The sequence below is a fragment of the Endozoicomonas sp. GU-1 genome (assembly GCF_027366395.1).
Classification (GTDB): Bacteria; Pseudomonadota; Gammaproteobacteria; order Pseudomonadales; family Endozoicomonadaceae; genus Endozoicomonas.
On record NZ_CP114771.1, the window covers coordinates 2,592,419 to 2,614,199 of the forward strand.

Below are 21,781 nucleotides of genomic sequence, written 5' to 3' on the forward strand. Positions count from 1 at the left end.
ATCAAAGGCTGCCTGAGAATACCGTACGCACCATCAAGGCCGGCAAGGCAGCAGTCAATAGTTGGCTGACCTGTCAAAAAAGGCATCCTTAAACAGCATTTCATTGAACCTTTTGGGAAAACAAGGGGTCTAATGAAAATTCAAAAACAATTGGCAACTGATGAATTTCATCACCCGGAGTTTCTTGCCACATGGATAATGTACATTCGGCCAGCAGTTGTTTTCTGTGCCTTGACACTCATGCTCCTGATAGCAGCACCCCACCCGCTGACGATGATATGGTCAAATGCGCCGGGGGGCACGCATTCCACCGTAGCTGCCTGATTCAGCGGGATTGCTTCCGGTGTTGCCCCCAGACTGACTGCAACGCCCACATTCCCTGCTTTGTCAAACCACTGGCTGACCGCCTGGCTCGATCATTACTGCCTTATATTGGCCTGGACGAGCTACTTGATAGAGTGGTCATGACCGACGCCCTGCAAGCTGGCGTTTCCCTGGAAAATGCCCGGCAATTCGTTTCAGAGTCGGAGTTTTTATCGGAGTACCTCCGGCGAATGCTGCCCGGATCAATCAGCTCTGTAACCTTTAGCCTGGTGGCTATAATCGCGACCTCATTAATTACCAATTACCTGTTGCCACCGCTACCAGACTTTTTCGGTTCCCGGGATGATTCTGCCAGCCCTCCCATGGAGGAGGTGTTAGTGCCGAGGGATTAGCGCAGAAAAGCGTTAATACCCGTACACCCCGTTCATCCTGAGGCGGAGTCGAAGGGTGCTTGGCACGATCTATCAGAGTTCGGAGTTTCCGCCCTTCTCGCGACAGGCTAAGCCTGAGAATGTGGGAGGTTCTATGAACTGAAATCATTCGTTGAAATCCAGTGGGTTCGACTCCCACCCGGTAGAGACTAACCATCAGCCGGAAGTGAGTTTTGCATAGTCAGGGGTAATCCTGGTTGTGAAGCGTAAACAGCGGGTACTAAAGCCGCGGGATTGAGCTCCGAAATGGACACCTTGTTGGAGGCTTCATTCTGAAGGGTATGGGGTCAGCACTGAAATGTCGAATTGGTGAGACATAATCAGTCCGACCGGAGTCCGAGACCGGGGCAAAGGTACAGGATGGATTTCTCAGGAACCTGCGAGATCCAGTGCTGACCTGAGTTAACTGGCCATTGGTTCTATGGCTGAACAGAACCCAGTGTCGTCAGGCTTCGCTTCAGGCCTGATGAGACAAAACATGAAGCAACACTCAGGAGTCTGGAAGCGAATCCATAAGTGACCGGATAGTAGGTGCTGGAAGTCTTAGTGTCCCATAGTACTGATGACAACGGGGAACTCTGCTCAGGAGGACCCGGACGAGGAAAGGGGACATCATAGTTATTGAACCGTTTGTGGGAAACACAAGAGGTACATTGAAACCTTATGTTTGTGTCAACGAAACAGAGACGGATAGCCAAACTGGCCAGAGACAACCAAGCCATGGCTTTCACCTCGCTAAATCAATACATGGACTACAACTGGCTTTTACAGGCCTATCAACTGACCCGCAAGGATGGTGCGACAGGCGTAGATAATCAAACGGCCGAGATGTATGAGCGACAGCTGGAGAGTAATCTCCTTAATCTGCTGGATCGACTGAAATCCGGTCAATATCGGGCCCCTGCGTTACGACGCGTTTATATTCCAAAAGGGAAAGGTCAGAAACGATCTTTGGGCATACCGACCTTCGAGGACAAGGTTGCCCAGAGAGCGGTGGCGATGTTATTGGAGCCTATTTACGAGCAAGATTTCTATAACTGCTCGTTTGGGTTCCGCAAAGGCAAGTCAGCGCATCATGCCTTACAAAGTCTACGTAGCCACATAATGCGAGATGGAGGTCAGTGGGTACTGGATGTGGACATCCAAAAGTATTTCGATACGATTGACCACAACCAATTAAGGCAGTTTCTTGCCAGAAGAGTAATTGATGGTGTGGTACGAAAACTGATCGATAAATGGCTGAAGGTCGGTATACTTGAGTCAGGGCAGCTCTGCTACCCGACAATGGGAACCCCTCAGGGTGGTGTTATTTCACCACTGCTAGCCAATATCTACCTGCACTATGTACTGGATGACTGGTTTATTCAAACTGTACAGCCAAGAATTCAGGGAAGGTGTAGTCTGACCCGCTATGCCGATGATTTTGTCATGGTGTTTCAAAACCCTGACGATTGTCGTCGAATAGAGAGGGTACTGCCTGAGCGTTTTAGCGTATATGGCTTGACACTGCACCCGGAAAAGACGCAAAGAATTGACTTTCGGGTTCAGCACCGGAGAGAAAATAAGCGTTGTGGACTTCCGATCAGCTTTGACTTCCTTGGGTTCACACATTACTGGGGTAAAACCCGGAAAGGTGGGTTTGCAATATTCCGGAAAACAGCCAAAGGGCTAGTAGCCAAAGCGCTGAAGTCATTCAATGAATATTGTCGTAAGCATAAACATGACTCATTGAAAGAACAGTACGACAAATTGAACCGGAAATTACGGGGACACTTTGCGTACTTCGGCATAACGGGAAACTACAAAGCCCTGAAAGCAGTACACCGTCGTGTACAAAGAATCTGGCATAAGTGGCTGGGCCGCCGATCACGGACAAGTTATATTCCGTGGGAACAATTCTCCCAGTTCCTGAAACGCTTCCCCCTGACACCGCCAAGAATCCTGCATCAGTACTACCATGGGCATCAATTAGTGAACCAGTAACTATGAGGAACCGGATGCCTTAATTGGGCTCGTCCGGATCTGTGAGAGTTGAGGTCGGTAACGACCTCTTCTACTCGGAGACAGGCTCAGGACGAACGGAGAACGGAGAACGGAGGCACGAAAATCCGTCAAAATCATTGAAACCATGTACTAATGCATGGTTTCAATAGGTTTGTTACCGTTCTCACACAGTCGATTTTGATAGGCCCCTCTGTCAGATGAAGAGAGGCCTGAGGAAAGGTTTATGGAAGAGTCAGAGAGGCCACAATGGTATCCACCACCGAGTCTACAGAAGCATTATCCGCCACCTCATCTTCCGAGGTAATCAAGACGGCCACTTCAGCCTTGAGTAACGCATCCGCCTTGGCAGACCACTGTTCATCATCACTGCCAATCACCAATGGATAAAACCCACGATCAAACAGCTGTCGTTCAATAATTTTGGCGTGCTGCCCGGCAACTTTAAACACACCGCCTTTCTGACCCAGACGCTGTTGCCGATGCACTCTGGCGAGCGAATCCTGCTGAGTACGCTCACTCACTCCCCGTACCATTCCGGCAGCCACCGTGGCGTTACTGAGCCGGTCAATAACAATAAAGGCACCGGTCTGGCGGTTACGCTGGTAGCTGTCCACAGGCACCGCCCTGGTCAGCCTGAGCTGGCACAGGCCAATTTCATTCAGAGCCAACTGCCCTGCCGGGTGATGGGCAAGGGAGTTCACATCAACCCGGTGATCAACCCCGGCAAAACTGCCCGGAACCTTGCCGGCAGAAAACTTGATCTGATACTGCCTGCCCGGGCTCATGGGCTGTTCCGCCATCCACACCAGATCCACATCCAGGTCAGCAGACACCTGAACACTGCTGTCCCGGCGCACCAGCATATCACCACGGCTGATATCAATTTCATCGGTCAGGGTCAGGGTAACCGCCTGACCCGCATGGGCTTCTGGCAGATCACCATCCCAGGTCACAATGCGGGCAATGGTGCTCACCTGCCCCGAGGGTAGTACCTTGATCTGATCGCCGGGCTTGATCTTGCCTGAAGCCAGCGTTCCTGAAAAACCACGAAAATCCAGGTTAGGGCGATTGACATATTGAACCGGGAAGCGGAAGTCATCCAGGTTACGGTCCCGGGCGATCTCGACATTTTCCAACACGTCCATCAGCGTACTGTCACGATACCAGGACATCCGTTCGCTGCGGTGTACCACATTGTCGCCTTCCAGCGCCGACATAGGCACAAACTGGATATCACCCAATTGCAATGGTTCTGCAAAATCAAGGTACTGGTTACGAATCTCTTCAAACCGAGCCTTGCTGAAATCCACCAGATCCATCTTATTGATGGCTACGACAATATGCTTTATGCCCAGCAAGCTGGCTATGTAGGTATGCCGCCGGGTCTGGGTCAGCACACCCTGACGGGCATCAATCAAAATAATCGCCAGATCACAGGTGGAAGCACCGGTGGCCATATTTCGGGTGTACTGCTCATGCCCGGGCGTATCGGCAATAATGTACTTACGTTTTTCGGTGGAAAAATAGCGGTAGGCCACATCAATGGTAATGCCCTGCTCACGTTCTGCCTGCAGACCATCAACCAGCAGCGCCAGATCCAGTTTTTCCCCCTGGGTACCTACTCGTTTACTGTCGTTTTCTACAGCAGCCAGCTGATCTTCATAAATCATGCTGGTGTCGTGTAAAAGACGGCCAATCAGGGTGCTTTTACCATCATCAACACTGCCACAGGTGAGAAAACGCAGCATCTCTTTCTGTTCATGACGGTTCAGGTACTCTTCGATATCGGTGGCAATAAGTTCAGATTGGTGTGACATCAGAAATACCCTTCCTGCTTTTTCTTTTCCATGGAGCCGGCACTGTCATGGTCGATCACCCGGCCCTGTCGCTCAGAGGTTCTGGTCAGGAGCATCTCCTGAATCACTTCGGTCAGTGTATCGGCTTCAGATTCTACGGCACCGGTCAGCGGGTAGCATCCCAGGGTTCTGAAGCGTACTTTTCGTAACTGGGGTTGTTCACCCGGTTGCAGCGGCATCCGCTCATCGTCCACCATAATCAGGTTGCCATCACGTTCCACCACCGGGCGTTCTTTGGCAAGATACAGTGGCACAATAGGGATCTTTTCCAGATGGATATACTGCCAGATATCGAGTTCCGTCCAGTTTGACAGAGGGAACACGCGAATACTCTCGCCCTTCTCAACCTGGCTATTGTAGATATTCCAAAGTTCCGGTCTCTGGTTTTCCGGATCCCAGCGATGGTTTTTGTCGCGAAAAGAGTAAACCCGCTCTTTCGCCCTGGATTTTTCTTCATCCCGACGGGCACCACCAAAAGCAGCATCAAAGCCGTATTTATCCAATGCCTGCTTGAGTGCCTGGGTTTTCATCACATCGGTATGTTTTGCGCTGCCATGGGTAAATGGCCCGACGCCCTGGGCCAGACCTTCCGGATTGGTATGGACCAGCAGCTCAAGGCCCAGTCTTTGTGCCAGCTGATCCCGGAACTCAATCATTTCCCGGAATTTCCAGGTGGTATCTACGTGTAATAAAGGAAAGGGCGGTTTACCCGGGTAAAACGCTTTCATGGCCAGATGCAGCATCACGGCAGAATCTTTCCCAATAGAGTAAAGCATGACAGGGTTTTCAAACTCAGCAGCCACTTCCCGGATGATATGGATGCTTTCCGCTTCCAGCTGTTTTAGATGATTGAAGTCTTGATCCGACATGCATTTCGACCTAAAGCGAAGTTATTGTTGTGCTCTAAGTGAAATACTATCAGTTAAAATAGAATAATAAATTCAAAATTTATATTGTTTTTATATATAAATATATCGCTTGCTGATTCTCCCTGAATTCAGTGGCGAACCCGTCAGCTAAACGCTAAACCCAAAATCAATACTCAAAGAGGCTTCGGCGTATCAGGGTACCCGGATACGCCGGGCCTGCAACAAAACGTCAGCAGGCCATTAAACTCCGCTCTATCTATGTGCCATTGTCTTTACAGCACAATGCTGCTGAACACAAAACCGGCGATCACAGAGAACACAATCGACATCAGACCTGGCAGCATAAAACTGTGGTTAAACACATACTTGCCAATGCGGGTCGTGCCAGTGCTGTCAAAGTCGATAGAGGCAATGATCGGACCGTAGTTAGGTACAAAGAAGTAACCGTTCACCGCCGGGAACATGGCGACCAGGGATGCCACGGGCAAACCAAGCGCCACACCCAGAGGCATCAGTGTCGAGGTGGTGGCACCCTGACTGTTCACCATCACCGACAGAATAAACAAGGCGATGGCAAATGCCCATGGAGCACTTTGTACCAGATCAGAGATACTGCCTTTCAGCAGCGCATCGTGGGCACCAAAGAAGCTGTCGCCCAGCCAGGCAATACCGAAGATAGCAATAATTGCCCGCATACCCGCCAGGAATACATCACCACGGCTGGCTTCAGCAACATCCGCTTTACCCAGCCATACAATCAGTGCCGATACCGCCAGCATAATGATTTCAATGGTGTGCGCCATGGACATGGCAGAACCATTGAACTGAGGACGTAACCCGGGAATTGCCCCCATCAGAACCACCAGAACGGCACCAAACAGGAACAGCAGAACGGAGATTTTCGCACCAGGCTTCAGTTCAACTGCAGAAACCGTGGTGGTTTCTTCCATCTTGCGGCGAAACTCCGGGTCTTGCATACGACGCTGATATTCAGGGTCATCCTTCAGCTCTTTACCCAGCTTATTGGTCACCAGGGCGGCCAGGAACAGGCCAACCATGGTTGCCGGAATGGTTGTGCCCAGAATTTGTCCCAGGGTAATGTCATACTTTGTTGACATAATGGTCAGCATGGCAACGGTGGCTGCGGCAATCGGGCTGGCAACAATACCCACCTGAGAGGCAATGACCGCCATGGACATAGGACGCTCCGGGCGCACACCGGTACGGCGGGCCACTTCGGCAATCACGGGCAGCACAGAGTAAGCAACGTGACCAGTACCGGCAAACATGGTGAAGAAGTAAGTGACTGCCGGCGCAATAAAGGTAATACGCTTTGGATTTTTTCTGAGAATACGTTCCGCCAGCTTTACCAGGTAATCCATACCACCGGCTGCCTGCATACAGGCAGCGGCAGAAACCACCGCCAGAATCATCAACATAACGTCGATAGGTGGAGACGTCGGCTGAATACCGAAAACGAAAGAGAGAATGGCAAGACCCACACCACCCATCAAACCAAGACCAATCCCCCCGATACGTGCACCCACCAGGATGCACAGAATCACAATGGCCAACTGTAGCCAGATCATAATTACCCCCCAACAACACGACAGTGCTGTCCAAAACGACAAGACAAAACTGCCTCGTGCTGTGGCCACTCAGGCTTAACAGCGAGGCAGAAAAAAGCGAGGACAAGTGTACGAGAGTTATTTTTTATACAGATTGACTTACAGCAACAATTTCAACGGCGTTTTAATAATTAATGAATGTGCTATTCAACTGTAATCAAAGAAGAACAAGCCACCTGTTTTTTCTAACAACACGGCACAACATTAATGCAAGAAAATTTATACCGGAGAATCGATATCAACAAACTCATGCTCAATGCCCGTTTCCTCATGCAGCCAGCGAGCCAGTGCCTGAACCCCATAACGCTCGGTAGCATGATGGCCGGCGCTGATATAGTGAATGCCATTTTCCCTGGCAAAATGCACCGTTGACTCCGAAATCTCACCGCTGACAAAAGCATCCACCCCCAGGTTCAGGGCCTTATCAATCATGCTTTGAGCGGCCCCGGTACACCAGGCAATGGTTTTTATGGGGTGGCTTCCTCCGGCAATCACCAGTGGATCACGTCCCAGCTTGCCGGAAATTTCCTGGCTCAACTCGTCCAGCGACAGTTTTCGCCCTGTTGTGCCCCAGTTACCCACCGACAATTTGGCTCCCGGCTCCATGCCACCCACAACATCCCACCCCATCAAGCGGGCAAGCTCTGCGTTATTGCCCAACACCGGATGGGCATCCAGTGGCAAATGATAGGCCACCAGGCTGATATGGTTGGCCAGCAGCGTTTCGATGCGCCGACGTTTGCTGCCGGTAATCACCGCGTCTTCACCACGCCAGAAATAGCCATGATGAACCAGAATGGCATCGGCCTTTAGTTCAATGGCGCGGTCAATCAGTGCCTGACAGGCGGTGACCCCCGTGACTATTTTCTTTATTGGCGAGTCCGCTGCCGGGCTGGCATCGACCTGAATACCATTTGGGCAGTAATCTTTAAACAGACCAGGCTGTAACTCCTGATCCAGTAATGCCACCATTTCTTTTAAGGTCATATCTTGTGATGTCGGCACCATCGGTTCTCTCCATCCTTACATCGCTGTATATTAAGAATCGTATTTTGTTGGTCTCATTATAATCACATAACGGCAATTCCCATGGGCTGCGAATGAAAAAACTGCTTAAGTCGGTGGGCTTACCCATCCTGATCGGGCTATTCACCGCGATCACAATACTGCTGATCAAGCCTGAGTTCGGTGGTATTTCCGAAAAAACCCGCAACCGTTTTATTGAACAATCCTCCAGAGTATTCAATGTCACCGGGCAGGTTTCCTACAGTGATGCCGTGAAAAAGGCCGCACCGGCTGTGGTCAGTATCTCTACCAACAGCCTGTCACAGCGTGGTGACAGCAACCTGCCCCTGCCCCAGAGAACCCATGCCCGCAGCACCCCGGAAGGTTCTGGCGTTATTGTTGATCCTGAAGGTTATATCCTGACCAACCACCATGTGATTCAAAATGCAGCCAGGCTGATGATTACCCTGCGCGATGGCCGGGAGGTCAAAGCCCGCATTATTGGCACCGACCCGGAAAGCGATCTTGCCGTGTTGAAAGTCAACCTGAAGGATTTGCCTTACCTGGACCTGGTGGACTCTGGCAGCGCAGAAATTGGCGATGTGGTGCTGGCCATTGGCAACCCATTCGGACTGGGACAGACGGTGACCATGGGCATTATCAGCGCCACCGGCCGGAATGACCTGCAACTGAATACCTACGAAGACTTTATCCAGACCGATGCCGCCATCAATATCGGCAACTCCGGTGGTGCCCTGGTCAATGCCTATGGTGATCTGATTGGCATCAGTACGCTATTGTTTTCCCGTGGTGGGGGCAGTGAAGGGGTTGGCTTTGTCATTCCCTCCAATATGGCCCGCTTTGTTATGGATTCCATCATTAAATATGGCCGGGTGATTCGGGGCTGGCTGGGTATTGAGTCACAGCCACTGAACTCGGCACTGGCAGAAGCCTACGGTGTCAGCACAAAAGTTGGGATTTTGATTACCGGGGTTTATGAAGATGGTCCTGCCGACCGTGCGGGTTTGCGACGTGGCGATATTCTTACCGGCATCAATGGCCAGAGCACCCGGGATGGCCGCAAGGTAATGAATATGGTGGCCCGTATTCCACCGGGCCAACAGATGACCATGCAGGTGTTGAGGGATGGCGAAGCGATTGAGTTAACCGCACAGGCAACGACAAGGCCAACTATTGTTAACTGAATGCTAATTATTATGAAAATTCGAGCCACCCATGAAATTAGCCATATCGCCAGAGGGGCGAACATCCTGACCAACGGGGCCATCGTTTGAAAAAGGGTCAACGTTTTGCATTCCCCAGCATCCCTGAGCCCCGGATTGGGGCTTGGTCTGGTCTTTTTTGGAATAGATAGCCTTATAATACGATGTCAGGTTAATCCCATGGGAATACACAGGATTCTTACTATCCAGTGTTTTGTAATTCACATCACTCGAACCCAATCTTCTGGTACGGATCTCAAGCGTTGAATTGCTAATCACTTCAAGGGGGCGATCCCAGTGTTCGGAGCAAAAAACATATTCCAGGCGTTGCTGCTTAAAACCCGGTTTTAATGGCACAGAAGGGTCTTTTGATTTATATCCCTCACCTTGAGTGACTGGGTAAAAGGTTGTGATAACGGCATAATGACCTTTTGATGCTTTGGATGCTTCTGCCTGGAAGGCTGCTCCTGCTTTTGAGCCAAGCTTACTTGCTACTGATTCCGCTTCCTTTCTGGGATTATGAACAGAAAAGAGGTGGACGTAGCAGTCACAACCTGTAATCTTGACCAATTTTCCATCACGCGAAAAACTTTTAATCTGGGATATGTTTGGGGTTTTATCTGCGTGTGTTAAATAGAGGTCTTTTTGCATGAAGACAGTCAGGGTGCGAGTTTTACCGACGCCTTTCAAAACAAATGACCTGATATCTTTTGGATTTAATGAAGAATTACCGATGAGCTTGAGAAATTCATCATGTGTTGTACCAAGGGAAATGGTTGGCATGCTGCCACTGCTTGCGTTCATAATAATATCTCCCTGATTGGGAACCGTTAAAAGGATTCGTTCTACGCCAACAATCCAGTTAGCTGTTTAAGTATCAGACTTCCAATTCAGGCAAAAGTTCAAACATCATCCTTGAAAAACACCGGTTAAATTTGCAGCGGGTGGTAGACAAACGCTTTTAAGGAATCCTTCAGTGGCAGACAGTCAGAGTCTGTTGACAGCACTTCTGCCAACAATATCCGATTTTGCACCAGGCGTTGACGAATACAGGTTCGGGCACAGGCTTGCAGCGATCCGGGCTGATAAACGGGTATATGATTACGCAGGGAATCGATGATTTCGGGGTCAGCTCTTCCAGCTTCAGCACTTTTCAGAGCTGTCCAGCCCAGCTGGTTACGCACACCGGGATCGGCACCATTATCCACCAGAATCCTGACCAATTCCGGGCTTTGATTTGCTATCCCCAGATGCAGCGGGGTATCGCCATCTTCACCACGGGCATTGGGGTCAGCGCCGTTAGCCAGTAACAGCTTGAGCAGCTGGACAGCGCAGCCATCATCTCTGTTGACCACAAAATTCAGCGTGGTCTGGCCAGAATTGCTGCAAGTATTGGGGTTCGCACCGTTAGCCAGCATCAGCCTGACTTCAGCAACAGGACGCAGATTTTCTACCAGACAGTTCAACGTGGTTCGGCCAGAGCTGTTGCACAGGTCGGGATCGGGGTTGGCACCGTGATTCAACAGGGTATGGACAATATCGGTGTGTTGTTTGGATACTGCCTTGTAAAGTGGGTTCAAGGTCCAGACGCCAAACGTGTCGGGGTTGGCACTGTGAGCCAGCAACTGGTCAACTATTTTGCACGCCCCTTGTTCCGCCGCTTTATTAAGTGGGGTAAAACCGAACTGGTCTGGAATATCGGGGTCAGCACCGTGCTCCAACAGAGTACTTACGGCCGAAAGATTGCCACAGATAACGGCACATTGCAGCGGGGTACGGTTCAGTGCAGTCACGGCATTAAGGTCGGCACCGTGATTCAGCAGGCAATTCAGGAGCAGCGCACTCTGATCGTTGCTGTTCCTTGTAGCAAAATGCAACGCAGTAAAGTGGCCGCTGTCACAGGTTTTCGGGTCTGCTCCCCGGTGCAGCAGGGCTTTGACGGCAACATAATTGCCATGCCAGGCAGCATCCAGCAGCTGGTTGTTGATGGCTGGCGGGTCACCATGTCTGACCACTGATGCCAGTCTGTCGTCCGCCGAAAGCGTTAATCTTCGGTCACTTGGCGAAGCTGCGGCAAATCCTGGATTGTTGTCTGCTGAGGTGTCCGGCTGCTGCAGAGACAGCAAAGGCTTTGCAGGTAAATTCCCGGCTGTTTCCTCCGGACGATCATTTACTATCCAGGGATACAGACATTGTCTGATGCTTGAGAACATTTCGTTAAAGAGTCAATGGGTTGGACACAAATTTTGTCAAAGAATCTGGCAACGGCAGGCGTTGAGATGCTATTGACAGCGGTTTTGCCCGAGTTTTTTTCGGGGTCATCTGTGGCCGCATCAGAGTTGCACGAATACAGTTTCGGGCACAAACCTTCAGCGACCTGGGTTTAAAGGGCTCACGCAGGGTATCAATGATGCGAGAAGGTGAACCTGTAACTATGGCAACCTCCAGGGTGGTCTGGCCTGACTGGTTGCGAATATTGGGATTGGCACCATGGGCCAGCAGCGTGTCAACACAGGTTGCGTTGCTTTTCTCTATCGCCAGATGCAGCGGGGTATCGCCCTTTTTGCTCGCCTTGTTGGGATTGGCACCGTAAGCAAGGAGCATATCCACAATGTCTGTATCTTGCTTACTTAATGCCATGCAAAGTGAGTTACTCCACCCGCAGCTGGAGGTGTCACCGGGCGTATCAGGATTGGCACCGTGAGCCAGCAAATCGTCAACCATGTTGGTGCGCTCGTTAAAGACTGCATGGTCCAGCGCGGTACTACCGTCATTATCAGGAATATTGGGATCGGCACCTTCGCCCAGTAGGGTGTTAACGGTCGAAAGTGAAAGTGAAAATTCGTCACGAACGACAGCATTGCACAGCGGGGTGCGCCCCATACCATTACGGGCATTAATATCGGCACCGTGATCCAGCAGGCACTTCAGGAGCATGACGGTCTGACGGTCTGGTTTCGCTGTGGCCCAGTGCAGCGCCGTCCAATTAGCGAGGTCATGGACTTGCGGATCAGCCCCGTGATCCAGCAAGGCCTTGCTGACCTCATAACTGCCTTTTTTGGCAGCCAGAAGCAGAGGTATGAACTCTTCATTAGTCAATGGATCGATAGTGGAGACATTGGGGTCAATCCCTCTGTCCAGCAGTGTCTTGAGACATTTGTGCACTCTGTATGAGTCCCTGAACCAGAAAAGCGGGTAGCGGCCTTGCTGGTCGCAGAGATTGGGATCGATTCCCTGCTCCTCCAGCAGGTTCAGCAGGTCGTTGAGAACTGACAGATCATCTTTCCTGATTGCTGCAGCCAGTTGATCGCCCAAATCACCCAAATCGAGATCAGACGTCGATGGATGTATGTTCCCGTTACCCGGGGAAGCCACCGCACGTGCTGAAATATTTCCTGCGCTGGCAACGGGCTGCTGGAGAGAAGGTACTGGCTGTGCGTGCCAACCCTCGGCCGTTGCCTCCGGATTGGCCGTGTCATCCCGGGGAGATAAACATTGTCTGATGTTTGAGTACGTTTTGTTAAGAGTCAGCGGGTTGGACACAAATTTTGTCAAAGGATCTGACAACGACAGGCGTTGAGATTTTATTGACAGCGGTTTTGCCCGAGTTTTTTTCGGGGTCATCTGTGGCCGCATCAGGGTTGCACGAATACAGTTTCGGGTACAAATCTGCAGCGACACGGGTTTAAAGGGCTCACGCAGGGCATCAATGATGCGAGGAGGTGACCCTGCAAATGCGGCAAACTCCAGGGCGGTCTGGCCTGACTGGTTGAGAATATTGGGATTGGCTCCATGGGCCAGCAGCATGTCAACACAGATTGAGTTGCTTTTCTCTATCGCCAGATGCAGCGGGGTATCGCCCTTTTTGCTCGCCTTGTTGGGATTGGCACCGTAAGCAAGGAGCATATCCACAATGTCGTCTGTGTATTGCTTACTTAATGCTATGCACAGTGCGTTGCTCCACCCGAAGCTGTGGATGTCGCCGGGCGTATCAGGATTGGCACCGTGAGCCAGCAAGTCGTCGACCATGTTGGTGTACCCTTTAAAGACTGCATAGTCTAGCGCGGTACTACCATCATTATCAGGAATATTGGGATCGGCACCTTCGCTCAGCAGGGTGTTAACGATCGGAAGTTCGCCGCGAACGATGGCAGTGCTCAGCGGGGTGCGTCCCATACGACTACGGGCATTAATATCAGCACCGTAATCCAGCAGGCACTTCAGGAGCATGACACTTTGTATCTTGTATTCCCATGTGGCCCAGTGCAGCGCCGTCCAATTAGAACCGTCACGGGCTTGCGGATCAGCTCCGTATTCCAGCAAGACCTTGCTGACCTCATAACTGCCGCAATCGGCGGCACAAAGTAGAGGTATGTTCTCTTTTCTATTCCACCGATCAATGTTGCAGAGATTGGGGTTCGCCCCCCTGTCCAGCAGGGTCTTGAGAATTCTGTTAGCTTTGCCCACGCCACTGGCCCAATAGAGTGGGTAGAGGCCTTGCCGGTCGCAGAGATTGGGGTCAATCCCCAGATCCTGCACCAGGTTCAGCAGGTTGTTGACGGTTGGCAGGTCTTGTTTCAGGATTGCCGCGGCCAGTTGATTGCCCAAGCCCCGCAAATCGACATCAGACGTCAGTGGATGTAAGCTCCCGTTGCCTGGGGATGTCACCGCTCGTGCTGAAATATTTTCTGCACTGGCAACGGGTTGCTGGAGAGAAGGTACTGGCTGAGCGTGGAAACCCTCGGCCGTTTCCTCCGGATTGCCAGTGTCATCCCGGGAAGATGAACATTGTCTGATGCTTGAGAACATTTCGTTAAAACGTCAGTGGGTTGGACACAAATTTTTTCAACGTAATTGGCAACGGCAAACGTTGAGTTACCAGTGACAGCGGTTTTGCCCGGTTTTTTTTCAGAGTCATTTGTGGCTGCACCTGGGTTGCACGCATACAGTTTCGGGCACAAACTTTCGTCACCCCGGGTTTAAAAGGCTCACGCAGGGCATCAATGATGTGCACAGGTGCCCCTGTAGCGAGGGCAGCCTCCAGGGCGGTCTGGCCTGACGGGTTGCGAATATCAGGATTGGCACCATGGGCCAGCAGCATGTCAACACAGGTTGAGTTGCTTTTCTTTATCGCCAGATGCAGCGGGGTTTCGCCCTTTTGGCTCGCCTTGTCGGGATTGGCACCATGAGCCAGCAAATCGTCAACCATGTTGGTGCGCCCGTTAAAGACTGCATGATCCAGCGCGGTACTACCGCCGTTATCAGGAATATTGGGATCGGCACCTTCGCCCAGTAGGATGTTAACGGTCAAAAGTGAACATACGCCACCAATGACAGCATTGCACAGCGGGGTGTGTCCCATACTATTACGGGCATTAATATCGGCACCGTGATCCAGCAGGCACTTCAGGAGCATGACGGTCTGATTGTCTGGTTCCGATCCGGCCCAGTGCAGCGCCGTCCAATGAGCGAGGTCATGGACTTGCGGATCAGCCTCGTGATCCAGCAAGGCCTTGCAGACATCATAACTGCCTTTTTTGGCAGCCATAAGCAGAGGTATGAACTCTTCATTCGTCAACGGATCGATAGTGGCGACATTGGGGTCAATCCCTCTGTCCAGCAGTGTCTTGAGACATTCGTGCACTCTGTAGGAGTCCCTGAACCAGAAAAGCGGGTAGCGGCCTTGCTGGTCACAGAGATTGGGATTGATTCCCTGCTCCTCCAGCAGGTTCAGCAGATCGTAGAGGGCTGACAGATCACCTTTCTTTCCTTTCCTGATTGCTACTGCCAGTTGATCACCCAAATCGAGGTCAGACGTCGATGGATGTATGTTCCCGTTACCCGGGGAAGCCACCGCACGTGCTGAAATATTTCCTTCGCTGGCAACGGGTTGCTGGAGAGAAGGTGCTGGCTGTGCGTGCCAACCCTCGGCCGTTGCCGCCGAATCGGCCGTGTCATCCCGGGATAAACAGGGTCTGATGTTTGCGTACGTTTCGTTAAGAGCCAGCGGGTTGGACACAAATTTTGTCAAAGGATCTGACAACGACAGGCGTTGAGATTTTATTGACCGCGGTTTTGCCCAGGTTTTTTTCAGGATCATCCGGGGCCGCAGCAGGGTTGCACGAATACAGTTTCGGGTACAAATCTGCAGCGACAAGGGTTTAAAGGGCTCACGCAGGGTATCAATGATGCGAGGAGGTGAACCTTTTACCAAGGCAAACTCCAGGGCGGTCTGGCCAGACGAATTGCGAATATTGGGATTGGCACCATGGGCCAGCAGCATGTCAACACAGGTTGAGTTGCTTTTCTTTATCGCCAGATGCAGCGGGGTATAGCCCTTTTTGCTCGCCTTGTCAGGGTTGGCGCCGTATTCAAGGAGCATATCCACAATGTCGTCTGTGTATTGCCTGCTTAATGCCACGCAAAGTGAGTTGCTCACCCCGTAGCTGTGAATACTGCCGGGCGTATCAGGATTGGCACCATGAGCCAGCAAGTCGTCGACAATGTTAGCGCACCTGTTAAAGACTGCATGGTCCAGCGCGGTTTTACCATCTATATCAGGAATATTGGGATCGGCTCCTTCGCCCAGCAGGATGTTAACGGTCAGAAGTTCCCTGCGAAGGACAGCAATGCACAGCGGGGTGTACCCAACATTATTACGGGCATTAATATCGATACCGTGATCCAGCAGACACTTCACGAGCATGACGCTCTGTTCGCTTACATGCCGTGCGGCAAAGTGCAGCGCCGTCCAATTAGCGCCGTCACGGACTTGCGGATCCGCTCCGTGGTCCAGCAAGGCCTTGCTGATCTCATAACTGCCCTGTTCGGCAGCCAGAAGCAGAGGTATGCAATTTTTATTAGACAACCGGTCGATAGTGGAGAAATTGGGGTCAATCCCCCTGGTCAACAGGGTCTTGAGGACATTTGACACTCCGCTGTATTGGTAACTGATCCAATAGAGCGGGTGGTGGCCTTGCTGGTCGCAGAGATTAGGGTCAATCCCCCGCTCCTCCAGCAGATTCAGCAGGTTGTCTACGGCTTTGCGGTCACCCTCCCTGGTTGCTGCTACCAGTTGATTGCCCAAATCAACCAAATCGAGACCAGACGTCGATGGATGCATGCTCCCATTGCCCGGGGAAGCACCCCCACGTGCTGCACTATTTTCTGCACTGGCAACGGGTTGCTGGAGAGAAGGTACTGGCGGTGCGTGGGAACCCTCGGCCGTTTCCTCCCAATTGGCATTGTCTTCCCGGGAAGATGAATATTGTCTGATGCTTGAGAACATTTCGTTAAAACGTCAGTGGGTTAGAAACAAATTTTTTCAACGTATTGGGCAACGGCAAACGTTGAGTTACCAGTGACAGCGGTTTTGCCCGAGTTTTTTTCAGAGTCAGCTGTGGCTGCACCCGGGTTGCAGGCATACAGTTTCGGGCACAAACTTTCGTCGCCCCGGGTGTAAAGGGCCCACGCAGGGCGTCAATGATGTGCACAGGTGCTCCTGTAGCGAGGGCAGCCTCCAGGGCGGTCTGGCCTGACGGGTTGCGAATATCAGGATTGGCACCATGGGCCAGCAAGTCGTCGACCATGTTGCCGCACCTGTTAAAGACTGCATAGTCCAGTGCGGTTTTACCGTCTTTATCAGGAATATTAGGATCGGCACCTTCGCCCAGCAGGATGTTAACGTTCAGCAGTTCCTTACCAAGGGCCGCAATGCACAGCGGTGTGTGCCCATCATGATTACGGGCATTAATATCGGCACCGTTATCCAGCAGGCACTTCAGGAGCATGACTTTCTGTTCGCTAAACCGCCGTGCGGCAAAGTGCAGCACCGTCCACCCACAGTCATGGGCTTGCAGGTCAGCTCCGTGATCCAGCAAAGCCTTGCTGATCAAATAACTGCCATTTTCAGCGGCCAGAAGCAGAGGTATGTACGCTCTATTAGTCAATGGGTCGAAAGTGGCGAAATTGGGGTCAACCCCCCTGGTAAGCAGGGTCTTGATGACATTTGCCACTCTGTTGAATCGGTCACTGATACCATAGAGCGGGTGGTGGCCTTGCCGGTCACAGAGATTGGGGTCAATCCCCCGCTCCTCCAGCAGGTCCAGCAGGTTGTCCACGGTTTTCCGGTCACCATTACTGGTTGCTGCTACCAGTTGATCAACCAAATCAAGATCAGACGTCGATAGATGCATACTCCCGTTGCCTGGGGAAGCCACCCCATGTGCTGAAATATTTTTTGCGCTGGCAAAATGGCGATCCACAGCCGTTTGCTCCGGATTGGCAGCGTCAGGTGAACATTGTCTGATGCTTGAGTCCATTTCTGCCAAAGTCAGTGGGTTAGACACTGATTTGGTCAAAGGATCTGCTAACAGCAGGTGTTGAGATTCTTTTGACAGCGGTTTTATCCGTCTTTTTTTCGGGGTCATCCGGGTCCGCATCAGGGTTGCACGAATACAGCGTCGGGCACAAAACTGCAGCGACACCGGTTTAAAGGGCTCACGCAGGGCATCAATGATGCGCGGAGGTGACTCTGTAACGAGGGCCGCCTCCAGGGCGGTCTGGCCTGACTGGTTGCGAATATTGGGATTGGCACCGTGGGCCAGCAGCTTGTCAACACCGGTTGCGTTGCTTTTCTCTATCGCCACATGCAGCGGGGTATCGCCCTCTTTGCTCGCCCTGTTGGGATTGGCACCGTAAGCAAAGAGCATATCCACAATGTCGTCTCTGTATTGCTTACGTAATGCCATGCACAGTGCGTTGCTCCTCCCATCGCTGTCGCTGCCGCCGGGCGTATCAGGATTGGCACCATGAGCCAGCAAGTCGTCAACCATATTGGTGCTCATGCCTAAGACTGCACTGTCTAGCGCGGTACGATCGTAATTATCAGGAATATTGGGATCGGCACCTTCGCTCAGCAGGATGTTAACGGCCGGAAGAGCGTCACGAATGACGGCATTGAACAGCGGGGTGCGTCCCATACGATTACGGGCATTAATATCAGCACCGTGATCCAGCAGGCACTTCATGAGCATGATGCTCTGTTTGCCGAATTTCCATGTGGCCCGGTGCAGCGCCGTCCAATCAGAGCCGTCACGGGCTTGCGGATCAGCTCCGTATTCCAGCAAGACCTTGCTGACCTCATAACTGCCGCTTTCGGCTGCACAAAGCAGAGGTATGTTCTTTTTTCCACTCCACGGATCAATGTTGCAAAGATTGGGGTTCGCCCCCCTGTCCAGCAGGGTCTTGAGAATTCTGTCAGCGCTGCCCCAGCGACTGGCCCAATAAAGCGGGTAGTAGCCTTGCCGGTCGCAGAGATTGGGGTCAATCCCCAGATCCTGCACCAGGTTCAGCAGGTCGTTGACGGCGGCCAGATCTTGCTTCCTGATTGCCGCTGCCAGTTGATCGCCCAAGCCCCGCAAATCGACATCAGAAGTTAGTAGACGTAAGCTCCCGTTGCCTGGGGAAGCCACCCCACGATCTGAACTATTTTCTGCGCTGGCAACAGGTTGCTGGATAGCAGGCGATGGCTGTGCATTGGAACTCCCGGTCCCTTCCTCCGGATTATCAGTATCATCCCAAGGTAATAAACACTGTCTGATATCTGGGCTCATGTCTGTCCGTCGCTGGAAAATCCCAAAGGGGGAGGTTGATACCTGCCTTTTCGATCCTGAATCTGGCGTTTCATCATTTTAAGAGACAAATGACGAATAGAGGCTAGTTCAAAAGGCCCGTTGTGCAAGCCTGTTGCCTGTGTTTTGTTCTGGTGACAATACCGGGCAAGCGTTCATGCTCAACTCGGCAAGTACTCTTTCCCCCAGCCAGTACCGATAACTTTGTCGTTTAGCATGGTGGCAATTTGTTCATCGGTATAGCCAAGACCCGCAACAATCTCAGTAGTCGAACGGCCTAATCGCTCGGTTGGTGTTTGCGCAATAATCTGTGCCCGTGAAGGCCTGATTGAGTAGTGATCAATAATAGTCACTGCGTGTCCACTGGGGTGATCGCGGTAGCTGGAAAACGCATAACTGCCAAGGTCAATTCCCACTTTGCCATCGGCAGGGCGGGTGTAACGCTCCCGTAGCTCGGCGATCCCCACTGAGCGCACCGCGGCAATATCCTGTTCCCGCAGCGCCTGCGCCCAATGATCGGCACTTTCCCGGGAGAGAACTTCGGTCAAAAAGGCCTTCTTATTTTTTGCTTCACTAATGCCAGCAAGGCCCGGAACACGTTCAAGCTTGATCAACTCCTGCTCGCTGGCATCAATAAATAAATTGCCGTCTTTCGTTGTGTAAAAATGCGATAAATCGTGATTGCCCAGGGCTTCTCGCCCGGATGCTTCATCAAACGGAGCACGCCCCTGATAATCGTAGGCAAATTTAATTTGTGCCAGATTGGTTGCCGCAGATAACGAAGTACACGCCCGGCTGTGCCGCCCGGTGTGCATTTTGTGATAAAGGCTTAAGGCCATCCCCAAACCGCCCACAAAACCACAATTAACATCCAAAGTGCCCAGGTGCGCGTGTTCTTCTGGCGTTTGTGGTCCACCAAAACGGCTCATAATGCCGCTATTTGCCTGAATAATGTCGTCGTAGCCTATGTAGTCTGTTTTGGGTCCACGGGTTGGTCCTCCCAGGCAGTCTAAACGACAGAATAACACGCCCGGATTAACGGCCTGTAAGCTGGCTTCGTCCAGGCCCAGAGGCACTATCTGACGCTCGGGGGCATTAATTAACACCAGGTCAACGGATCTAACTAGCTGGTGAAAAATATCCCGTCCCTGCTCAGTATTGATATCAACCAACGCACTCTTTTTGCCAATATTGGCCTGAAAACTGTACACGGTGCCAATCAGTGGATCATACAACGGTGTCACCGGATCCAATTTGATCACTTCGGCACCAAAGCGACTTAAAAAGGCGGCAGAATGGGGGCCGGCAATGACATTGGTTAAGTCGAGTATTTTCACCCCTGCCAGCCAGGCCTGGCGGTTGTCCGTTGCCGCTCCAGTGGGCCGGGACGTTGCTTTAACCTCTGAAAGCTCAGCCAGTGCTGCCTCAAAATCAACCGTGACTCTGGCCCTTGGCTGTAACATTTGTTCAGCCGATTCTTCCAGCCAGACCATAGGCCCCGGTTGTTTCATCATTCCGTATTCAGGATCATCCACTTCAACGATCAATCCCGCCTGTGCACAGTGGTCACTGTTCACCCATTCCTGAGTGGTGCGATGCGGTGCCCCCGGAATTTGCCCTTCACCAAAGATAACTCCCCACTCTTCTGACGTTTTGGTTAAAAACACCTGCTTCATTTTGGCTGAAATAATATCAGCCCACTTCTTGGGCAGTGGATAAACGCCAATGGAGGTTTCGTCATCCCACTCATCAACCGGTAAATGCAGATTGTGCACCTCAGGTAAGCCTTCGGCCAACAACTCATCATATAAGCCCGTCACCTGTAAACAGCGTTTGGCATGATTGCGATGGGATGGACAAACGACGTAGAAAAAGCGACCGTCTTTGCATTGGTAAGTGCGATAAAAGGGATCCAGGTACTCTTGTAAATCGTCGTAGCTAACATCCATCGGCAGATTGTTTTCCTTGCGATGGCTGATTTCATGCTCGCGCATGGTCAGGTAGCGTTTGGGCAAATCTTCAATAACGATGGAGTTGTACGACAACCCTTCCATTAAGGCTGCGACAATCGGCACTTCAATATGATCACCAACACCGAGTTTTTCCCGGGCGAACAGTGCCATCACCACCGAGCTGGCCGCCAGCGTTGTCGCATAGGCTGAGCACAATGACAAAGGAGAAAAACTGGGATCCACGCCCATCAACACCCGGTTAAAGCCCATATCGGTGAAAGCACCAGAGTTAGCGGCAACAATAGCCTCTGTTGCTTTCCACTGACGGCGCAATTGATCATTACTGGCGTAGCCCGGCATGGAAATTGTGATCAGCTCAGGACGTGCTTGCCGCAACTGCGCAAAATCAATTCCCAGACGCTTTAAGACACCGGGACGAAAACTTTCCAAAACAATATCAGCGTGATCAATTAAGGTTAACGCCTGTACCAGACCCTGATCGGATTTCAGATCAATAGTTACCGTGGTTTTGTTCCGATTCAAAACAGCATTGGCAGGACTCTGCCATTGTGGTCCGGTTGGCGGATCAATATGAATCACCGTTGCCCCCAGGTCAGCCAGAATCATGGCGACTGCAGGCCCGGCTATTTGCTGGCCAAAATCGATAACCCGAATACCGATTAATGGTAGATTTGCTTTCATACTCAATGTGTTTTCTCACTCTATTTAATTAGTAGTTCTGACTTTCAATCTCCAGCGTAAAAACGTGAAAAGTAATAATTTTGTTTATCATAAAAGTCGTTATTAATTAATTAGCCCATTGGAAAACTGAGTAGTTACCCTTCAAATTTATTAAA

At 51.4% G+C, this 21,781-nt stretch carries 13 protein-coding genes; 3 read left to right on the forward strand and 10 right to left on the reverse strand.

Annotation, left to right across the window (positions count from 1 at the left end; all coding sequences use genetic code 11):
• Positions 1 to 191: 191 nt before the first annotated feature.
• Complete coding sequence (locus tag O3276_RS10700; protein ID WP_269675611.1) at positions 192 to 716, forward strand: hypothetical protein; 525 nt, start codon at positions 192 to 194, stop codon at positions 714 to 716.
• A 702-nt stretch (positions 717 to 1,418) separates the two neighbouring features.
• Complete coding sequence (gene ltrA / locus O3276_RS10705) at positions 1,419 to 2,738, forward strand: group II intron reverse transcriptase/maturase (RefSeq protein WP_269672590.1); 1,320 nt, start codon at positions 1,419 to 1,421, stop codon at positions 2,736 to 2,738.
• A 242-nt stretch (positions 2,739 to 2,980) separates the two neighbouring features.
• Here ltrA and cysN read toward each other — a convergent pair whose 3' ends face one another.
• From cysN to O3276_RS10725, 4 genes are all read right to left on the reverse strand, one after another.
• Positions 2,981 to 4,576 (reverse strand): sulfate adenylyltransferase subunit CysN, encoded by a 1,596-nt coding sequence (gene cysN, locus O3276_RS10710; RefSeq protein WP_269675612.1) that lies wholly within the window; start codon positions 4,574 to 4,576, stop codon positions 2,981 to 2,983.
• Positions 4,576 to 5,484: a sulfate adenylyltransferase subunit CysD gene (gene cysD / locus O3276_RS10715; RefSeq protein WP_269675613.1), complete on the reverse strand. Its 909-nt coding sequence runs from the start codon at positions 5,482 to 5,484 to the stop codon at positions 4,576 to 4,578. Before cysD ends, cysN begins: the two co-directional genes overlap by 1 nt.
• 272 nt (positions 5,485 to 5,756) lie before the next feature.
• The gene (locus O3276_RS10720) at positions 5,757 to 7,073 is read right to left on the reverse strand and encodes an anaerobic C4-dicarboxylate transporter family protein (protein ID WP_269675614.1); all 1,317 of its coding nucleotides are present in this window, start codon (positions 7,071 to 7,073) and stop codon (positions 5,757 to 5,759) included.
• 258 nt (positions 7,074 to 7,331) lie between these two features.
• Entirely contained in the window at positions 7,332 to 8,120 is a 789-nt protein-coding gene (locus O3276_RS10725; protein ID WP_269675615.1) for a Nif3-like dinuclear metal center hexameric protein, read from the reverse strand.
• 92 nt (positions 8,121 to 8,212) lie between these two features.
• On the opposite strand from O3276_RS10725, the gene O3276_RS10730 reads away from it, so the two are divergent.
• Entirely contained in the window at positions 8,213 to 9,322 is a 1,110-nt protein-coding gene (locus O3276_RS10730) for a S1C family serine protease (protein WP_269675616.1), read from the forward strand.
• Between the two features lie 3 nt (positions 9,323 to 9,325).
• Here O3276_RS10730 and O3276_RS10735 read toward each other — a convergent pair whose 3' ends face one another.
• The 6 genes from O3276_RS10735 to O3276_RS10760 form a co-directional block, all read right to left on the reverse strand.
• The gene (locus O3276_RS10735; protein ID WP_269675617.1) at positions 9,326 to 10,144 is read right to left on the reverse strand and encodes a hypothetical protein; all 819 of its coding nucleotides are present in this window, start codon (positions 10,142 to 10,144) and stop codon (positions 9,326 to 9,328) included.
• 125 nt (positions 10,145 to 10,269) lie between these two features.
• Positions 10,270 to 11,553 (reverse strand): ankyrin repeat domain-containing protein, encoded by a 1,284-nt coding sequence (locus O3276_RS10740; protein ID WP_269675618.1) that lies wholly within the window; start codon positions 11,551 to 11,553, stop codon positions 10,270 to 10,272.
• 4 nt (positions 11,554 to 11,557) lie between these two features.
• The gene (locus O3276_RS10745; RefSeq protein WP_269675619.1) at positions 11,558 to 14,149 is read right to left on the reverse strand and encodes an ankyrin repeat domain-containing protein; all 2,592 of its coding nucleotides are present in this window, start codon (positions 14,147 to 14,149) and stop codon (positions 11,558 to 11,560) included.
• Positions 14,150 to 14,153: 4 nt separating this feature from the next.
• Positions 14,154 to 16,628, reverse strand: a complete 2,475-nt coding sequence (locus O3276_RS10750; RefSeq protein WP_269675620.1) for an ankyrin repeat domain-containing protein — start codon at positions 16,626 to 16,628, stop codon at positions 14,154 to 14,156.
• Between the two features lie 4 nt (positions 16,629 to 16,632).
• A complete protein-coding gene (locus tag O3276_RS10755; protein WP_269675621.1) occupies positions 16,633 to 18,954 on the reverse strand; it encodes an ankyrin repeat domain-containing protein in 2,322 nt (773 codons plus the stop codon).
• A 179-nt stretch (positions 18,955 to 19,133) separates the two neighbouring features.
• Positions 19,134 to 21,626 carry a CoA transferase gene (locus O3276_RS10760; protein ID WP_269675966.1) on the reverse strand — a complete coding sequence of 831 codons (2,493 nt, stop codon included), beginning with the start codon at positions 21,624 to 21,626 and terminating at the stop codon, positions 19,134 to 19,136.
• Positions 21,627 to 21,781: the final 155 nt, after the last annotated feature.